This is a genomic window from Paenibacillus sp. USHLN196, assembly GCF_037144955.1.
GTDB lineage: Bacteria > Bacillota > Bacilli > Paenibacillales > Paenibacillaceae > Paenibacillus > Paenibacillus xylanexedens_C.
This window is the reverse complement of the sequence record NZ_JBBCYH010000026.1, coordinates 46,405-63,564: the sequence shown is the minus strand read 5'-3', so window position 1 is coordinate 63,564 and position 17,160 is coordinate 46,405. Positions and strand designations below refer to the sequence as shown.

The 17,160-nt window shown below is 44.9% G+C and carries 23 protein-coding genes; 2 read left to right on the top strand and 21 right to left on the bottom strand.

The window, feature by feature from the left end; genetic code table 11:
- Positions 1 to 519 precede the first annotated feature (519 nt).
- Both WFI24_RS32895 and WFI24_RS32890 read right to left on the bottom strand, forming a co-directional pair.
- Positions 520 to 750, bottom strand: coding sequence for a hypothetical protein (locus tag WFI24_RS32895; protein WP_017692114.1), 231 nt, complete (start codon positions 748 to 750; stop codon positions 520 to 522).
- Between the two features lie 156 nt (positions 751 to 906).
- Positions 907 to 1,524 (bottom strand): stage II sporulation protein M, encoded by a 618-nt coding sequence (locus WFI24_RS32890; protein ID WP_336766008.1) that lies wholly within the window; start codon positions 1,522 to 1,524, stop codon positions 907 to 909.
- 122 nt (positions 1,525 to 1,646) lie between these two features.
- Here WFI24_RS32890 and pdaB point away from each other — a divergent pair, with 122 nt between their 5' ends.
- Positions 1,647 to 2,423: a polysaccharide deacetylase family sporulation protein PdaB gene (gene pdaB, locus WFI24_RS32885; protein WP_336766007.1), complete on the top strand. Its 777-nt coding sequence runs from the start codon at positions 1,647 to 1,649 to the stop codon at positions 2,421 to 2,423.
- A gap of 98 nt (positions 2,424 to 2,521) precedes the next feature.
- Here pdaB and WFI24_RS32880 read toward each other — a convergent pair whose 3' ends face one another.
- Complete coding sequence (locus WFI24_RS32880; RefSeq protein ID WP_336766005.1) at positions 2,522 to 3,160, bottom strand: KinB-signaling pathway activation protein; 639 nt, start codon at positions 3,158 to 3,160, stop codon at positions 2,522 to 2,524.
- A 125-nt stretch (positions 3,161 to 3,285) separates the two neighbouring features.
- Between WFI24_RS32880 and gerD the strand changes: the two genes are divergently transcribed.
- Positions 3,286 to 4,047: a spore germination lipoprotein GerD gene (gene gerD / locus WFI24_RS32875; protein WP_336766004.1), complete on the top strand. Its 762-nt coding sequence runs from the start codon at positions 3,286 to 3,288 to the stop codon at positions 4,045 to 4,047.
- A gap of 86 nt (positions 4,048 to 4,133) precedes the next feature.
- Here gerD and WFI24_RS32870 read toward each other — a convergent pair whose 3' ends face one another.
- The 18 genes from WFI24_RS32870 to rplO all read right to left on the bottom strand — a co-directional run bounded on the left by WFI24_RS32870 (position 4,134) and on the right by rplO (position 17,117).
- Positions 4,134 to 5,234 (bottom strand): Mrp/NBP35 family ATP-binding protein, encoded by a 1,101-nt coding sequence (locus WFI24_RS32870; protein WP_336766003.1) that lies wholly within the window; start codon positions 5,232 to 5,234, stop codon positions 4,134 to 4,136.
- A gap of 80 nt (positions 5,235 to 5,314) precedes the next feature.
- Complete coding sequence (gene cwlD / locus WFI24_RS32865; protein ID WP_336766001.1) at positions 5,315 to 6,070, bottom strand: N-acetylmuramoyl-L-alanine amidase CwlD; 756 nt, start codon at positions 6,068 to 6,070, stop codon at positions 5,315 to 5,317.
- Between the two features lie 68 nt (positions 6,071 to 6,138).
- Entirely contained in the window at positions 6,139 to 7,308 is a 1,170-nt protein-coding gene (sat, locus tag WFI24_RS32860) for a sulfate adenylyltransferase (RefSeq protein ID WP_336765999.1), read from the bottom strand.
- A 23-nt stretch (positions 7,309 to 7,331) separates the two neighbouring features.
- Positions 7,332 to 8,024 carry a phosphoadenylyl-sulfate reductase gene (locus WFI24_RS32855; protein WP_336765998.1) on the bottom strand — a complete coding sequence of 231 codons (693 nt, stop codon included), beginning with the start codon at positions 8,022 to 8,024 and terminating at the stop codon, positions 7,332 to 7,334.
- A 785-nt stretch (positions 8,025 to 8,809) separates the two neighbouring features.
- Complete coding sequence (rpsI, locus tag WFI24_RS32850) at positions 8,810 to 9,202, bottom strand: 30S ribosomal protein S9 (protein WP_017692105.1); 393 nt, start codon at positions 9,200 to 9,202, stop codon at positions 8,810 to 8,812.
- Positions 9,203 to 9,221: 19 nt separating this feature from the next.
- Entirely contained in the window at positions 9,222 to 9,659 is a 438-nt protein-coding gene (rplM, locus tag WFI24_RS32845) for a 50S ribosomal protein L13 (protein WP_024633564.1), read from the bottom strand.
- A 205-nt stretch (positions 9,660 to 9,864) separates the two neighbouring features.
- Complete coding sequence (gene truA / locus WFI24_RS32840; RefSeq protein WP_336765995.1) at positions 9,865 to 10,638, bottom strand: tRNA pseudouridine(38-40) synthase TruA; 774 nt, start codon at positions 10,636 to 10,638, stop codon at positions 9,865 to 9,867.
- Between the two features lie 160 nt (positions 10,639 to 10,798).
- Positions 10,799 to 11,164, bottom strand: a complete 366-nt coding sequence (gene rplQ, locus WFI24_RS32835) for a 50S ribosomal protein L17 (RefSeq protein WP_017692102.1) — start codon at positions 11,162 to 11,164, stop codon at positions 10,799 to 10,801.
- Between the two features lie 34 nt (positions 11,165 to 11,198).
- The gene (locus WFI24_RS32830; protein WP_017692101.1) at positions 11,199 to 12,143 is read right to left on the bottom strand and encodes a DNA-directed RNA polymerase subunit alpha; all 945 of its coding nucleotides are present in this window, start codon (positions 12,141 to 12,143) and stop codon (positions 11,199 to 11,201) included.
- 136 nt (positions 12,144 to 12,279) lie between these two features.
- The gene (gene rpsK, locus WFI24_RS32825; protein WP_017692100.1) at positions 12,280 to 12,675 is read right to left on the bottom strand and encodes a 30S ribosomal protein S11; all 396 of its coding nucleotides are present in this window, start codon (positions 12,673 to 12,675) and stop codon (positions 12,280 to 12,282) included.
- Between the two features lie 19 nt (positions 12,676 to 12,694).
- The gene (gene rpsM / locus WFI24_RS32820; RefSeq protein WP_062329455.1) at positions 12,695 to 13,063 is read right to left on the bottom strand and encodes a 30S ribosomal protein S13; all 369 of its coding nucleotides are present in this window, start codon (positions 13,061 to 13,063) and stop codon (positions 12,695 to 12,697) included.
- A 20-nt stretch (positions 13,064 to 13,083) separates the two neighbouring features.
- A complete protein-coding gene (rpmJ, locus tag WFI24_RS32815) occupies positions 13,084 to 13,197 on the bottom strand; it encodes a 50S ribosomal protein L36 (RefSeq protein ID WP_003333770.1) in 114 nt (37 codons plus the stop codon).
- Positions 13,198 to 13,349: 152 nt separating this feature from the next.
- A complete protein-coding gene (gene infA, locus WFI24_RS32810) occupies positions 13,350 to 13,565 on the bottom strand; it encodes a translation initiation factor IF-1 (RefSeq protein ID WP_017692098.1) in 216 nt (71 codons plus the stop codon).
- A 3-nt stretch (positions 13,566 to 13,568) separates the two neighbouring features.
- Positions 13,569 to 13,877, bottom strand: coding sequence for a KOW domain-containing RNA-binding protein (locus WFI24_RS32805; RefSeq protein WP_145326567.1), 309 nt, complete (start codon positions 13,875 to 13,877; stop codon positions 13,569 to 13,571).
- A gap of 10 nt (positions 13,878 to 13,887) precedes the next feature.
- Positions 13,888 to 14,640, bottom strand: coding sequence for a type I methionyl aminopeptidase (gene map / locus WFI24_RS32800; protein ID WP_062836189.1), 753 nt, complete (start codon positions 14,638 to 14,640; stop codon positions 13,888 to 13,890).
- A gap of 3 nt (positions 14,641 to 14,643) precedes the next feature.
- Entirely contained in the window at positions 14,644 to 15,288 is a 645-nt protein-coding gene (locus tag WFI24_RS32795; protein ID WP_145326568.1) for an adenylate kinase, read from the bottom strand.
- Between the two features lie 90 nt (positions 15,289 to 15,378).
- Positions 15,379 to 16,677, bottom strand: coding sequence for a preprotein translocase subunit SecY (gene secY / locus WFI24_RS32790; RefSeq protein ID WP_047841120.1), 1,299 nt, complete (start codon positions 16,675 to 16,677; stop codon positions 15,379 to 15,381).
- Positions 16,677 to 17,117 carry a 50S ribosomal protein L15 gene (gene rplO, locus WFI24_RS32785; RefSeq protein ID WP_062836188.1) on the bottom strand — a complete coding sequence of 147 codons (441 nt, stop codon included), beginning with the start codon at positions 17,115 to 17,117 and terminating at the stop codon, positions 16,677 to 16,679. Before rplO ends, secY begins: the two co-directional genes overlap by 1 nt.
- Positions 17,118 to 17,160 lie beyond the last annotated feature (43 nt).

Genomic DNA, 17,160 nt, shown 5'->3' with positions numbered 1-17,160 from the left:
GCCAGCGTTCGTCCTGAGCCAGGATCAAACTCTCCAATAAAGTATTGAAAAGAGCGATAAGCTCATTTTGAATCTGACGAGATTAAACATCTCATTTGTGCTCCAGTCGATTCAAGCCAAGGCTTGTTTCAAACTTTTGCGTTCATTCTGCAAGCAGAATGTTACTCACTCGTTGTTCAGTTTTCAAAGATCAAACATTCAATTTGTTACTGTTTTGCATGTTGTCGTCGTTTCAGCGGCGACTTTTATAATATACCATGTTGAAGTTCTCTTTGCAAGCATTATTTTTTCAATTGTTTCAAATTGTTTTATTTTCATGCTTGTTTCGGTGAACCGCTCCTAAAAAAGGAACGAAAATTAATTTACCATATGAATTTAGAAAGGTCAACCCTTTTTCGACAAAAAGTATAACCCTTATAATAAATTCGCTATGATCATGGTTCAGAGGTACAGCACCCATTTTTAAGAGCCGCACCTCACTTCCACTACTATACAGCGAATATATGACCAGCTTCAGCATTACGGCTTCGACTTTTTCAGCTTCCCACCTCTTGCATACTTGGACAACTCTTTTGGCGGAGCAAAGCGTGCATACATGCGGAACACAGTCTTATATCGGCTCGCGATAGCATATTTGATCTCTTGGTCAAGACGATTATCACTTAGATCGAACAGCATCTCATCTAACTCTTTACGCAGCACATAGTCTAGTTCCTTGCATTCCTTCTCATTAAACAACATACCCAGCATTAGAGTTCTCCTTTTTGTGCATAGCCTCTTTATCACACTTACACAAGTTTCATGCAACACCCCTTGCATTCGCTTTTTTTGTGGGTGTTGCTGGAACCCGTTTTATTGTTATGGTCAACTTTCTGAAAATTTATGAATGCCAACCATCACAAAATTTTATCCTCTCACCAGAGCATATGTAAGTGTGCTTTCAATGATTGCTGCAACAAGAAGCAAGATGACAACCCAGAAGGATGCGGTTAACGTTCTGTTCATGAACACTCTCCACCGTGTATCAATGGTATTTCGTTTGTCACTTCCAAGTTGAACAAGACTTTTGATAACCAGCCCACCAAACTTCAGTCCGAATGCGCAAGCAATGATAATCACCGGAATCTCAATAATGCCATGTGGAAGTAAGCCCTTAACCACAATATCATAAAAGCTTGCCCCATAATTCATCGTGGTGTGCACGACAAATCCAAGGACCATACCATTGATTAACAGAAAGATAACAGGCAGGATTCCGAAGAATATACCGGCATAGATGACAAGTACACTTTTGATGGCATTATTGAAAAAGATGAACAGGAAGAAGTTCCATTGCACATTGCCCCCCTGCTCGAGCCGTTCACTGACCTCGCGTAATCCTCCGATTTGGTTCAACAACAGTTCCTCTAGTGGACCTGTACTCACCCATCCTGCCCCTATTCCTGCGGCAAATAAAACTACGGACCAAATCAATGCACTTCGGATGGAACCAAGATCTTTAAGAAATGTACTGAATTTTAACATAATAACCTCCTGTAGAATCTAAAATGATGGACAAACAAGGATCAGTGACGAATAACTGGGCAGTACGAGCATACATTGGAGAGTAAACAAGCATTTCTTATGGGAGAGGGGCGCTTATTGAAATGAACTCGTTCTATGTATTTAGCGGCAAAAAGATTAAACGTTACCTGATTGTCCTGGTTGCTGCCGTCTTTGCGATCGGTATTATCTATCTGGAGAGCGGTAATGTCTCCGTATTCTCGGAGGAAGCACCATCAGCCGTCTACAGCGTTCCAACCGAGAAGAAGGTGATCGCACTAACCTTTGACATTAGCTGGGGTGATAAACGGACAGAACCGATTCTGACAGTTCTTCAGGAGAATAAAGTGCAGAAGGCCACCTTTTTCCTTTCATCCCCCTGGAGCAAGACACACCCCGAGATTGTTACAGCTATCAAAGATGCGGGATATGAGATTGGCAGCCATGGACATAGACACGAGAACTACAGCAGCCTGACCGAGGAAGAAATTCGCAAAGAAATTTCGACAGCTCATAGCATTTTAACCGATTTAACGGGAAAAGAACCGAAGTTACTGCGTCTGCCTAACGGGGACTTTGACAAGCGTGTGCTTCAGGTAGCCAATAGTCTGAACTATCAGGTGGTACAATGGGATACTGACTCCCTGGATTGGAAAAACCCTGGTGTACAAACGATTGTTGATCGAGTAGTTAGCAAAGCGCACCCAGGTGATATTGTGCTGCTGCATGCCAGCGATTCATCCAAACAAACTCATGAAGCACTCCCTGTCATTATCGACAAATTAAAAAATCAGGGATATGAATTCGTCACTGTGTCAGAGTTACTGAACCATTCCAGTGTAGAAGGTAAAGAAGTTCGTGACCAAGCCAGCGGTCAATAATTGCTAGATTATTGGAGCGACAGCTCAAATAGGGCGTAAAAGTTGAAAAGAGCTAACCAGGTTAGCTCTTTTTAGTATGTTTTTATTTTCAAAAAAAGCTATGCTCGACTTTCCTTCAGCGGCTCTGCCTTTCCACTTCCATTTATGCTCTGATTCGTTGATACATCCACCAGCCTGTGCAATATCAGCATTTGGTATGCATTACATAAGAGCAAGGGAACCACAATAAAGATGGTTGCGGCATTCACATCAATGCGCAATACGCCGATCGTCTCCACTACGGTGACAGCAATCATGAAAAAGAGTGTCGGTACGAGCGCGGAAATATGAGTCAATCTCACCTTAACGTAAGCGGTAACAATTGCAGCTGCCAAAATAATGATACCGAGCACAATATCCGATATTCGTTCCCGATCCCCCCCTACGAACAGACGTAAAAACATTACGTCAAGCAGGGCTAACACCGTTAAGATAATTTGCACGATTTGCCAACCGCGCTTGGGAAATACACCTTTACCCATATAATTCAGTATCAGATATGCAAAGAAACCCATTTGTGAATACACGCTGATCATAACCCCGGATCCAAACAGGATTAGAAGATACAGAAGAAAATCATTTAATCCATTTGTCTTCTCCCCGTTCACCAGCATCATAATTAATCCCGTACCCAATGATCCCGCGGCCCCAATAAGCAAGGCTGTCCAAAACAGGAAAAACCATTTACGTAAATTCAAATGTTTTCCACCCCCGAGTGTTTATTTTACCAACCTTCTCAGCAAAAAACCATCATTGCTCAACATATTTCCCCCTTTCCCATCACATACTACATCCAGTATCTAATCAAGGAGGGATTGTACACATGAAACGGCCTTTGTGGCAGCTATGCTGTGTCGTACTGGGGCTATCCGTCATGCTTGCCGGCTGCGGTTCAGATCAGAGTTCTTCGCCTCCTCAGGGCAGTTATAAAGAGATGAAAACGATGGTTGTAGATATTTTAAAAAGTGATGAAGGCAAGAAAGCAGTAGAGGAAGCTCTTACAGGTCAAAGCTCATCCAGCGGTGAAGGCGAAGGTGGAGGTTCAGAAGAAGGTGGTGGCGGATCGGGTGGTGGTTCGGGAACCATTGGTATGAAAATGTTAATGCCTGTGCAATCTTCGGAACAAATACGTATTGCAGTAAAAGACACCATCACAGCTCCTGAATACCAAAAGGAATTCGAGAAAATCATGACCGATCCAAAGTTTGCTGGAGAATTTGCCAAAGCAATCAACGCTCAAAGCAAACAGCTTCACATGCAATTGATTAAAGATCCCACGTACCAAAAATCTGTTGGGGACATCATGAAGTCACCTGAAGTCTCCAAGATGTTCATGGATATGACCAAGACACCGGATTATCGCAAACAGACGATGACTGTTATGCAGGAAGTAATGCAAAACCCGTTATTCCGTATGGAAGTCCTTACTTTGCTCAAGAAGGTTGTGCAGGAAGAATTGCAACCAAAAGTAGAAAGTGGCGGACAACAAGGGCAAGAGCAAGGTGGACAAGAAGGGCAAGGGCAAGAGGGTAGTGATGGCGGAGATGGTGGAAGTGGAGACTCTGGCAGCGGTGGAGGTTCATAAACAGTAGATGTTGGTATATTCCAGAAACTGAAAAGCCTGCATCCGAATGGACGCAGGCTTTATTTGTATTTATAACGAACATCCCGTTAAAATTTGGATTCAATGGATCGAGCCACTTCATCGTAGATGGCCCCGATACGGGAGTCTGCTTTGTATACAGACGGTGAGAAGTCAGGCTCGGAAGGATGATTATCCGGAGTACCCAAAGGAATCTGGGCCAGCAAGCTCGTATGCAGACTTTCTGCAAGCCTCCCCCCGCCTCCACGACCAAAGACATAATCCTTCTCTCCGCAACTGCCACACTCGTAATAAGCCATGTTTTCAACCACACCAAGTAACTCATGATCAGTCTGGATGGCCATTGCACCTGCACGTGCTGCAACAAAAGCTGCTGTTGCATGTGGTGTAGTAACGATAATCTCCTTGCTCTGGGGCAACAACTGATGCACATCCAAAGCAACATCCCCCGTACCCGGTGGCAAGTCCAGTAACATATAATCCAACTCGCCCCACTGGACATCAGTAAAGAATTGACGCAGCATCCGACCGAGCATAGGTCCACGCCAGATTACCGGGTTGTTCTCACGAATAAAGAAACCCATCGACATAACTTTGACACCGAAACGTTCAACTGGTTGAATAACACCATCTTCCACAACCGGATATTCTTCGATCCCCATCATGTCCGGTACACTGAAACCATAGATGTCAGCGTCAATTAATCCCACCTTCTTACCTTGACGTGCCAAGGCCGCAGCGAGATTAACCGTCACTGTTGATTTACCAACGCCGCCTTTACCACTGGCCACAGCAATAAAACGAACGCCTGATTCAGGACTTAACAGTTCATGTCCATCCAGACCCGCTGCGTGACCTTTTACGAGTACTTCGTCCCGATCTTGCTCTTCATCAGGTTGTCCCATGTTCAGGCTCTCACGATCATGTTCAGAAGCTGCACGCACGCGAATATGTACATCCTTCAATCCATGCTGGGATAACAGATTACGCGCAGCATCACTCAAGGCCGTTGTATCCTCAGGTCGATTCTCCAGTGTCACCATGGTCAGAGCCACATGATTTTCTTTCACCATAACATCACGAATCCATTCCAATTCGGTAAGACTTACTCCCAATTGCGGTTCTTGTAATGGCTGTAATAGTTCAAGTATCTGTTCTTTTGATAACATCAGACAGCACCTCAGCTTTATCTATTGGCATGTAATTTAGGTTTGCTGTCCCAATTATATCATTACCTTTCTTGTTCTGACTAACTTTTAGGCCGTTCTCCTGAGGAATATCTTAGAACCCCATTGTAGATCGAAGCAGCTACTTTACGTTGGTAGGCTTCATCAGCAAGCAGACGTGCCTCTTCCGGATGAGAAAGAAAACCTACTTCTACAAGTGCTGACGGGATCTTCAAAGCCTGTAATAGATAAACTGTGTTAACCGTTTTGGCGATTCGATCTGTATTCTCCAGATTACGAACCATCTCTTGTTGAAGCAGATTGGCCAGTCCTTCGTTATCCGGATGGTTAGGTGTGTAGAAAACCTGCGCTCCACTCCATCGGTTAGAAGGAACACTGTTCATATGAATGCTGATGAAAAGGTCTGCTTGCTTATCCTCTATTCGCCGCACTCTTTGCTTCAGATCTTCCGTCTTGCGTTTGGAGTATCCCTTAGTGTCTGATTCAGCCAGATCAGTATCAATTTCTCGTGTCATCACCACTAAGGCACCTGCCTGTTGCAAATAATCTCTCACATACAGGGCGATAGACAAGTTGATATCTTTTTCAATAACCCCCTGTTTACTAACAGCTCCTCCATCCGGACCTCCGTGTCCTGCATCAATGGCAATGACCTTACCTGCCATTGGCAAACTCAAGTAGCCTGATGTCTTTGCGGAAGGTAACTCGTAGGACATTACTGCCACTAACATGGCCAACAGACAGAGGCTCAGCATAACCCTTTTAATTGTTTTTAACCTGATCCAGACTACAAAGTGCTTCCCCATATTTTTACGCATAAAAAAACCACCTCGTCCCTATAAATGACTCTAATCATCTATATGGGACAAGATGGACAAATATACCGTTAGGATCGGACTTGCTCCGCCATTCCTTCAATCAACACCTCAGCTACCTCAGGGCGTGTAAATTCAGGTGGAGGACACTGGCCGTCACGCAGCAAGCCACGCACTTTGGTACCGGAAAGCGTCATGTGGTGCTCCTTATCATGTGGGCAAGTTTTGCTGGAAGCCATGTTTCCACATTTCGTACAGAAGAAGCTATGTTCGAAGAACAACGGGGTAATCCCCAGTTCCTCCGCTGTAAAGTTAGTGAAGATCTCCTGTGCTTCATATGTTCCGTAATAATCACCTACACCCGCATGATCACGACCGACGATAAAGTGGGTACAACCGTAATTTTTACGCACCATCGCATGAAAAATAGCTTCTCGTGGTCCAGCATATCGCATAGCTGCAGGGAACACACCAAGAAACGCACGATCAGCTGGGTAATAGTTCTCCAGCAAAACCAGATAACTCTTCATACGAACATCTGCGGGAACATCATCCGACTTCGTCTCTCCAACGAGCGGGTTCAGGAAGAGTGCGTCTACAATCTCCATAGCACTCTTCTGGATGTACTCATGAGCCCGATGGACCGGGTTACGTGTCTGGAAACCGACTACGGTCTTCCAACCCTTCTCCTGGAAAATCTTCCGGGTATCTGCAGGATCATAATAGAACTCTTCAAACTTCGCGGGTTTCGGACGATTCAGAACTTGGATTGGACCTCCTACATATGTTGCAGGGCGCTCCAACAGTTTTTTAACACCCGGGTGCTCTGGATCATCTGTTTTGAATACACGCCGCGCTTCTTCAGCCTGATCGACCTGGTATATACTTTGGACTTCGAGCAATCCATAGGTTACCCCATCTTGATCTCCAACAAGTTTCACAAGTTTACCAAGCTGAAGGGATGCCGCTTGTTTATCGTCAACAGCAAGTGTAATCGGTATACTCCAGACTGTCCCATCTGTGAGACGCATGCGTGACACAACCGATAGATAATCTTCCTCATTCATGAAACCTTGAAGTGGTGAGAACGCACCCACCCCAATCAGATCCAAATCTGATATCGTCCAGGTATTAATAAGCAAAGAGGATAAATCACTACTCTCTCGCAGCAGTTGCTCCCGTTCTTCTCCTTGTACGATACGCTGAACCAGCGTACCTCCATGAGGCAGAATCGATGTCATCTTGTCAGCTCCTTGTTTATCTATTATTTATGAAGGCCACATTCCGTTTTATCATTACCAGACCAGCGTCCAGCACGTGGGTCCTCGCCAGGCATAACTTGACGCGTACAATGCTCACAACCGATACTCGGATAGTTTTGATCGTGAAGTGGGTTATATACTACGTTATTGTCACGAATATACTGCCATACATCCTCCGTCGTCCAATGCGCAATTGGATTAAACTTCATCAGGCCAAACTTTGAATCATACTCAACCTTCTTCGAATTGGCACGAGTTGGTGCCTGATCTCTACGGATACCTGTAATCCACGCATCATACTGGGAAAGAATACGTGTCAGCGGCTCAACTTTGCGGATATTGCAACATCCGTTGGGGTCAGACTTCCACAACTCATCACCATGTTGTGCTGCCTGCTCTTCAGGAGTGATTTTAGGTGAAACACGTACAAAATCAAGATTGTAGTTCTGCTGCATCTTATCACGTGTCTCGTACGTTTCCTTAAAATGAAAATCCGTATCCAGATAAAAAATATCTGTGGATGGGCTGATCTTCTGAAGCATATCTACAAGTACAACATCTTCTGCACCAAAGCTACATGCAAAAGTGATATTTGGAAATGTTTCAATGGCATAACGAATAATATCCTCTGGACTGGCATGTTCCAGTTCCTCTGCCTTTGTACGTGCCAGTTCTTCTTTCTCCAACAAGTTCATCTCTGAATTTCCCCCATTCTGCATTTCAATACTTCTTAATCTTAAAGCCGACTAATCTAATATGAATTATGTATAGTATAAATCTTTCGTTGGGGATGTCAATGCCTACCATCTGGTAATAATGATGAGTTCCTATCCAGTTTTAACTGGCTTTTCAGAGAATATTTTAGCTTAATTTGTGCAATTATCTTTTATCCAGATAAAACCAATCAGGTTGGCCCAAATCTCCCGGAAGGTAACAATCTGCCCATTAACGTTGGAAACCTTTGCTGCAACTGGGTTTGGAAAGTCTGTGTTACTAAGAATAAAACCAAAATTTCACTGGTCGATTGGAATTGAGGTATGAAAAGAACAAGTTTTAAGCTGAGCAAGATTGCAACATGTCGCAATTGATATGTAAGAGACATTTATCGTATCCATAAGAAAAACTGATGAGACTAACACTAAAAGATCATTGATACCAACATACTGAACACATTCAGGAAAGAAGTATGAGTCGACTAGATAGACTAATAAAGAAACTGTTATGGAGAGGGTAGTAAAGATGCGCACGAGTACATCGAGAGAACCGTTTAAGGGGTATAGGGGATATTAAAGGCACATGGGTGTACATATTAAAGTAAGCATCCGGAGGCACATTAGGGTGTTTAAAAGGGCTATGCATGAAATTAATATATACATCGGAGAGATATGAGATCCATTGAAAAAGGTGAACCATTGTATGACCACATAGCCATACATCAATAAAAAAAGCCTTCGGCCGAGGCCAAAGGCTTTTAAACATATTAACGTTTGGAGAACTGAGGTGCGCGACGAGCCGCTTTAAGACCGTATTTTTTACGCTCTTTCATACGTGGGTCACGAGTCAGGAATCCTGCTTTTTTCAGGGATGCACGGTATTCCGGATCTGCTTTCAGCAAAGCGCGGGAGATACCATGACGGATTGCGCCGGCTTGACCGGAGATTCCGCCACCATGAGCAATAACAAGAACGTCATAGTTGTTGAGCGTTTCTGTCAAGTTCAGTGGTTGTTTTACGATCAGTTTGAGTGTTTCCAAACCGAAGTATTCATTAATATCACGTTTATTGATGACAATGCGTCCTTCACCCGGTACAAGGCGAACACGTGCTACCGAATGTTTACGACGACCTGTCCCATAGTATTGTACTTGTGCCATGAAACTGTCCTCCTTTTAATTAACCGCGAAGTTCGTAAACTTCTGGTTTTTGTGCTGCATGTGGATGCTCAGTGCCTCTGTACGCTTTAAGTCTCAACTTCATTTTCTCGCCCATGCGAGTTTTAGGAAGCATACCGCGAACAGCCAATTCCAACATACGCTCAGGTTTGTTTTTAACCATCTCTTCAGCAGTAGTTACTTTCAAACCACCTGGGTGCATTGAGTGACGGTAGTATTTTTTACCTTGCATTTTCTTACCAGTCAATACGATTTTCTCAGCATTGATGATAACAACGAAATCGCCAGTGTCCACATGTGGAGTGAATTGTGGCTTGTGTTTGCCGCGAATCAAAGCAGCTGCTTCGCTCGCCAAACGTCCGAGGGTTTTGCCTTCAGCATCAATGATGTGCCATTGGCGCTCAACTTCGTTAGGCTTCGCCATGTACGTAGTACGCATGAAAAGTTCCTCCTTAAAATGTTCAAAATCATCATTTTCATTTATCTTCGTTCGTTAAGTTATAACTTTAGGTGTTGATGGATTGTAAATTCGATGTGAACCTCTTAATTGGGGCTGTGGGAAAGCCATTAAGAAAACACAACTTTTATATTACATGATAGGCGCTTAAATCGCAAGTGTTAATTAAGCTTTTCACTCACCAAATTTAATCTTTTTTGTATTCAAGATCCCAGAGCATTAAACCGCAGCTAACTGCAGTAGGTCCTGCAGCAGATCGATTACATGCAGCAATCATTTTCGGTACATCAGAGGCTTTCCGTTTGCCCTCTCCGATCTCCAGCAGTGTCCCTACAATGATGCGAACCATATGCTGCAAAAAGCCGTTACCACTCACATAAATGTGAATGACACCCTGATCGCGCGGATGGTCTCTGCACATTGATCGGTCCACTTCAATCCATGCTTCGTATACCGAACGTACATGATTCTCTTTCTGAGACTTGCGTGAAGCAAAAGAGGTGAAATCATACGTCCCTATGAAATGATGCAAGCCCTCCTGCATTGCCATAATATCCAGCTTCGCATGATGATGATACTGCAATCTTCTGTTGAAAACATCTGGAAATTGGTTCGCATTGACTGTATAACGATACGTTTTCTTTTTCGCTGCATAGCGAGAATGAAAATCAGCCGAAACTTCAATCGCATCAATAACAACAATATCCGATGGTAATCTGGAGTTGAGTGCAATACACCAACGTTCAATCGGGATCTGGGACTCCGTAGGAAAATTGAAGATCTGTCTGCGAGCGTGAACGCCTGCATCCGTTCGGCCTGATCCTGTAATTTTAACAGTCTCACCGGTCAACGCACGAATGGCATCTTCAAGATGGTCCTGAATGGTATTCCCTCCCGGCTGAACTTGAAAGCCGTAATAGGCAGTGCCATCATAAGTTAACGTCATACATAAGTTCCGCATTATTACCACACCTTTGTTCCATACTATACATATCCCTATCCCGAACAGCAAAAGAAGCCCCTTACGGAGCTTCTATTACAGCACGAATTCCGAAATGAAGAGAAAAAAAGGGTTAATCCAGAATCATTTGATTCTGTCCCCTTTCCTCATCTCATCTGTTTTACGCGCGGTCTACCAGTTCCAAGTAAACCATTGGCGCTGCGTCACCACGACGAGGTCCCAGTTTCAGGATACGAGTGTATCCACCTGGACGCTCAGCGTAACGACCGGACAATTCGCTAAACAGTTTTTGGATTGCATCTTGCTCACCATCGATAGTTTCGCGGCGAACATATGCTGCCACTTGGCGACGGGCATGAAGATCTCCCTTTTTCGCTTTAGTGATCAGTTTTTCAGCAATAGAGCGAACCTCTTTTGCTTTCGCTTCAGTTGTCTGAATGCGTTCGTATAAGAACAGGTCGGTTACCAGGTCACGGAACAAAGCTTTACGTGCGCTGGAATTACGGCCCAACTTTTGGTATGCCATTGTTTTCCCTCCTTCACTTCAAGCACTCGGCTGTCTATTCTTCTGTACGGAGTCCCAAACCAAGTTCCTCAAGCTTCTCTTGAACTTCTTCCAAAGACTTGCGTCCGAGGTTACGGACTTTCATCATGTCTTCTTCTGTTTTCGTAGTCAGCTCTTGCACAGTATTAATACCGGCACGTTTGAGGCAGTTGTAGGAACGAACAGAGAGATCCAGCTCTTCGATCGTCATTTCGAGTACTTTTTCTTTTTTGTCTTCTTCTTTTTCGACCATGATCTCTGCATCTTTCGCTTCGTCTGTAAGACCCACGAAGAGCATCAAATGCTCAGTCAAAATTTTAGCGCCAAGGCTTACAGCCTCTTCAGGACGAATACTTCCATCAGTCCAAACTTCCAACGTGAGCTTGTCATAGTTGGTCACTTGACCGACACGCGTATTTTCCACAGCGTAGTTAACGCGACTGATCGGGGTGAAGATGGAATCGACTGGGATGACGCCGATCGGCTGGTCATCGCGTTTATTCCGATCTGCCTGGACGTAGCCGCGACCGCGATTGGCAAAAATACGCATGTGAAGTCTCGAACCTGGTCCGAGCGTAGCAATGTGCAAATCCGGGTTAAGGATTTCTACATCGGAGTCAGCACGGATATCTCCAGCCGTAATTGCTCCTTCGCCTTCAGCATCAATCTCGAGAACTTTCTCCTCATCCGAATGAATCTTAAGCGACAAAGCTTTCAGGTTAAGAATAACCTCCGTAACATCTTCCATTACGCCAGGAACTGTAGCAAATTCATGCAGAACGCCATCGATTTGAACCGAAGACACTGCCGCACCCGGCAGTGACGAGAGCAAGATTCGGCGAAGCGAGTTTCCAAGCGTCGTACCGTATCCGCGCTCAAGCGGTTCTACTACGAATTTCCCATAGGTGCCATCATCGTTGACGTCTACCGTCTCAATTTTCGGCTTTTCGATTTCAATCACTGCAATACCCCTCCTTCAAAACGTCGGTCCTCTATGAAACATTTACCTTCTCTTGCGAAAACATGTAGTAGTATGCCTAAACAACCATTATTAGCAGATTGTGCCGGAAATATACCACACGCAGGGGCAAATCTCATTAGACACGACGACGTTTTGGAGGACGGCATCCGTTATGCGGGACTGGAGTTACGTCTTTGATCAGGTTAACTTCAAGACCAGCAGCTTGCAAAGAGCGGATCGCTGCTTCACGGCCTGCGCCTGGTCCTTTAACCATAACCTCAACGGCTTTCATCCCATGTTCCATTGCAGCTTTGGCAGCAGTCTCAGCAGCCATTTGTGCAGCAAACGGAGTCGATTTACGGGAACCTCTGAATCCGAGGCCGCCGGAGCTTGCCCACGAAATTGCATTTCCGTGAGGATCCGTAATAGTAACGATAGTGTTATTGAAAGTGGAACGGATATGCGCCACGCCAGATTCAATATTCTTACGGTCACGACGTTTAGTACGTACGACTTTTTTCGGTTTAGCCATTTTCTCTTATCCCCCCTTATTATTTCTTCTTGTTCGCTACTGTACGACGAGGACCTTTACGAGTACGAGCATTCGTTTTCGTACGTTGTCCACGAACAGGCAGACCACGACGATGACGAACTCCACGGTAACAACCGATCTCCGTCAAACGTTTAATATTCAAAGAGATTTCTCGACGCAGGTCACCTTCAACTTTGACCTCTTTATCGATACTTTCACGCAATTTGCTGACTTCATCTTCCGTCAAATCACGAACACGAGTGTCCGGATTGATGCCTGTTGTGCTCAGAATTTTCTGGGAAGTCGTTTTACCGATTCCGAAAATATAAGTCAAGGCGATCTCAACGCGCTTATCACGTGGCAAATCCACACCAGCTATACGTGCCATTTTACGCTACACCCCCTTCTTTAACCTTGTTTTTGTTTGTGTTTCGGATTTTCACAGATAACCATAACATTCCCTTTGCGGCGAATGACTTTGCACTTTTCGCAAATCGGCTTGACCGAAGGTCTTACCTTCATGTGAATTACCTCCTCAAAGTTTTGCTAAGCAAAACCCTCTTCGTAAGCATTGACCTTGTTCTACTATTGTAAAACCGGCTTCGAAGCTTTCGCAAGTTTTGCCGGGCAAAACCCGCTACATAAGCTTCACAGTTCATTGCAACTGTCTACTACTATTTACGGTAAGTTATACGACCTTTTGTTAAATCATAAGGTGACAACTGAACAACTACTTTGTCTCCAGTCAGGATACGGATAAAGTGCATCCGTAGTTTTCCGGAAACGTGAGCGAGAATTTGATGACCGTTCTCAAGCTCAACCTTGAATGTTGCGTTCGGTAGCGGTTCGAGAACCGTACCTTCCACTTCAATGACATCTTCCTTGGCCATTAGTCAGTCTCCTTTCTCATCAGCTTGAATGTTGGTGGATTCCAGAAATGAATGAACCGCATAGCGGAGCTTTCCATTTGTCACCCGACCACACTCGTTTAAACTGTTTACAACCTCGCTGCTAATCATGGGCTGGAGTTCAAGATGAAGAATATTCTTCTTCTTGGGTTGATCAAACTTACGTTTGTCTCCATCCGCAATATACACGAACTTACTGTCCGCTATAGCAACAATTACTGCGGCTTGGTCCGCATTGCGGCCTTTACGGATCTTCACAAGTTGACCGAGCTGCGGATTAGACTGATTGTTCATGCCTCATCACCTACGCATTCAGTTTCGTGAAAATTTCCATACCATCAGGTGTAACTGCTACGGTGTGTTCAAAGTGGGCACATAACGTTCCATCAACCGTGACGACAGTCCAGTTATCTTCCAACGTTTTCACATACCGTCTACCTACGTTAACCATCGGCTCTATGGCCAGCACCATGCCCGCTTTAAGCCGTGGTCCCCGATCGGGAAGACCATAGTTCGGAATCTGTGGTTCTTCGTGCAGATCCGCGCCTATGCCGTGACCGACATATTCACGAACTACGGAGAACCCTTCATCTTCAATATATTTCTGAATCGCATGAGATATTGTAAACAAGCGAACGTCCGGTTTTACCAGCGCCAGACCTGCGTATAACGAAGCCTCGGTAACGTCCAGAAGACGACGGGCTTCTTCGGAAATACGGCCGACCGGATAAGTCCAGGCGGAATCTCCATGATACCCCTGGTACTGCGCGCCAATGTCAAACGTAACGATATCGCCCTCGTTCAACTTGCGTTTGCCGGGAAATCCATGTACCAACTCTTCATTTACTGAAGCGCACACACTGGCAGGGAAACCGTTATAACCTTTGAAAGACGGCACAGCTCCTTGACTGCGAATGTATTGATCAGCCATATGGTCAAGTTCTCCAGTCGTAATACCGGGAGCGATATGCTCTGCCAAGAGACGATGCGTTTCCGCAACAATTCTCCCTGCTTCCCTCATCAAGCCCAGTTCCGTTTCGGACTTACCAATGATCATCAATTAACCTCTCAGTAAGGACACGATTTCTTTAGAAACTTGATCGATATCCTGTTCTCCGTTCATTTGACGAAGAAGACCTTTAGTCTCATAGAACGTGAGGAGTGGTGCTGTTTTGTTGATATACTCGTCCAGTCGGGTACCTACACTCTCTTCATTATCATCAGAGCGTTGATACAACTCACCAGCGCATTTATCACAAATACCTTCCTGCTTAGGCGGATTGAACACCACATGATAAGTGGAACCACAGTTCTTACAAATTCGACGGCCCGTCAGACGAGCGAGCAATTTGTTGCGATCCACTTTCAGGTTGATTACATGATCGAGACCTGAGTTCAATCGATCCAGAATGCCATCGAGCGCTTCTGCTTGCGACAGGGTTCTTGGAAATCCATCCAAGAGGAAACCTTCTCTGCAGTCAGGCTGCTGCAAACGTTCTTCAACGATGCCAATGGTCACATCATCTGGTACAAGCAATCCTTGATCCATATATTCCTTGGCTTTCAGGCCAATGGGAGTTCCCTGTTTGATCGCGAGACGAAATGCATCGCCTGTTGAAATATGGGGAATACCGAACTCTTTCACGATGACGTCTGCTTGTGTTCCTTTTCCTGCCCCCGGAGGGCCCATGAATAGGATGTTCACGTTATGTCACTCCCTCCAAGACTACCCTACATCAACAAACAGCACAATAGGTGCCGGCAAGTAAATCTTAGCTTGACCGGTACCTATTGCCTATTTATTGATAAAACCTTTGTAGTGGCGTTTGATCAATTGGCTTTCGATTTGCTTCATCGTATCCAGCGCAACACCGATAACGATCAGGAGGGATGTTCCTCCAATTTGCGCAGATTGAGGCAAACCAGAAAGTGCCCCTAAGAATACAGGCAGAACGGAAATGACTGCCAAGAAGATGGCTCCGGCCATTGTCAAACGAGTCATGACACGGGTCAGATATTTCTCGGTTGCTTTACCCGGGCGAATGCCTGGGATGTAACCGCCGTTCTTTTTCATATTATCAGCCATCTGCTGTGGATTCATCTGTACGAAAGTATAGAAGAATGTGAAACCGAAGATCATCACGACATACAGCAACATACCCAGAGGTTTGTGTGTAGTCAGGTTTTGTCCGATCCACTGTGCCCAAAGGCGATCTGCCCAGAAGTTGGCGATGATCGTTGGGAACATCAACAGCGATGAAGCAAAGATGACAGGGATAACACCTGCTGCATTAATTTTCAGCGGGATATGTGTATTCTGTCCACCGTACATTTTGTTACCTACGACACGTTTAGCGTACTGTACCGGAATTTTCCGAATCGCCTGCTGAATGTAAATGACCCCTATGATGATCAACACAATAACAATTGCGATGATTACACCTTTAAGAATATTCATAAACAGTTGGTCAGGTTGAATGAAGTCAGATTCGATCGTTTGTTTGATAATATTAGGCACCGTTGATAGGATACCCGCAAAGATCAAGATCGAAATCCCGTTTCCTATGCCCTTCTCGGTGATCTGCTCACCAAGCCACATCAGGAATGAAGTACCGGCCGTAAGTACAATCGCAATCAAGATATAATCTGCAAATGTAGCGTTAGGCACCATCTCTGTATTGTACAAGCGGTTGAATCCGATCGACGTACCAAACGCTTGAATCAATGCCAGCCCGATGGTTAAGTAACGGGTCAACTGTGCAGATTTCTTCTTACCTTGTTCACCTTGCTTTGCCCACTCCGCTAATTTAGGAATAACGTCCATGGAAAGCAACTGTACTATGATAGACGCAGTGATGTAAGGCACGATCCCGAGCGCAAATATCGAGAACTGGAAGAGCGCTCCACCCGAGAACGTATTGAGAAGTCCAAAAACTTCTTTACCCGCAGAATTTGTCGCTTCGAACACATCTTTGTTAACTCCCGGTACGGGAACAAAGGAGCCGATGCGGTAAATGATCAGTACAAAAAGGGTAAATAATACCCTTTTGCGCAGATCTTCAACCCGCCAGATATTCTTTAGGGTCTTGAACATTAAATCACCTCAGTTGTACCGCCGGCAGCTTCAATTTTCTCAATAGCAGATTGAGAAAACTTGTTAGCTTTAACAGTCAGCTTCACAGTGACATCACCGTTACCCAGGATTTTGATTCCGGATTTAGCGTTTTTAACTACGCCGTTCGTCATCAAGAATTCTGGAGTTACTTCAGTACCCGCAGCAAAACTGTTCAGGTCTTCAGTATTCACAACTGCATATTCTTTGCGAGTTGGGTTTACAAAACCACGTTTTGGCAAGCGACGATACAATGGATTTTGTCCACCTTCGAAGCCTGGACGTACTCCACCGCCAGAACGAGCGTTTTGTCCTTTGTGACCGCGACCTGATGTTTTACCTGTACCACTACTTGGACCGCGACCAAGACGTTTACGTTCTTTGCGGGATCCAGGAGATGGTGAAAGCTCATGTAACTTCATCGTTCGTTGCACCTCCTTAAAGATTTGTGGGATTAACCCGTTA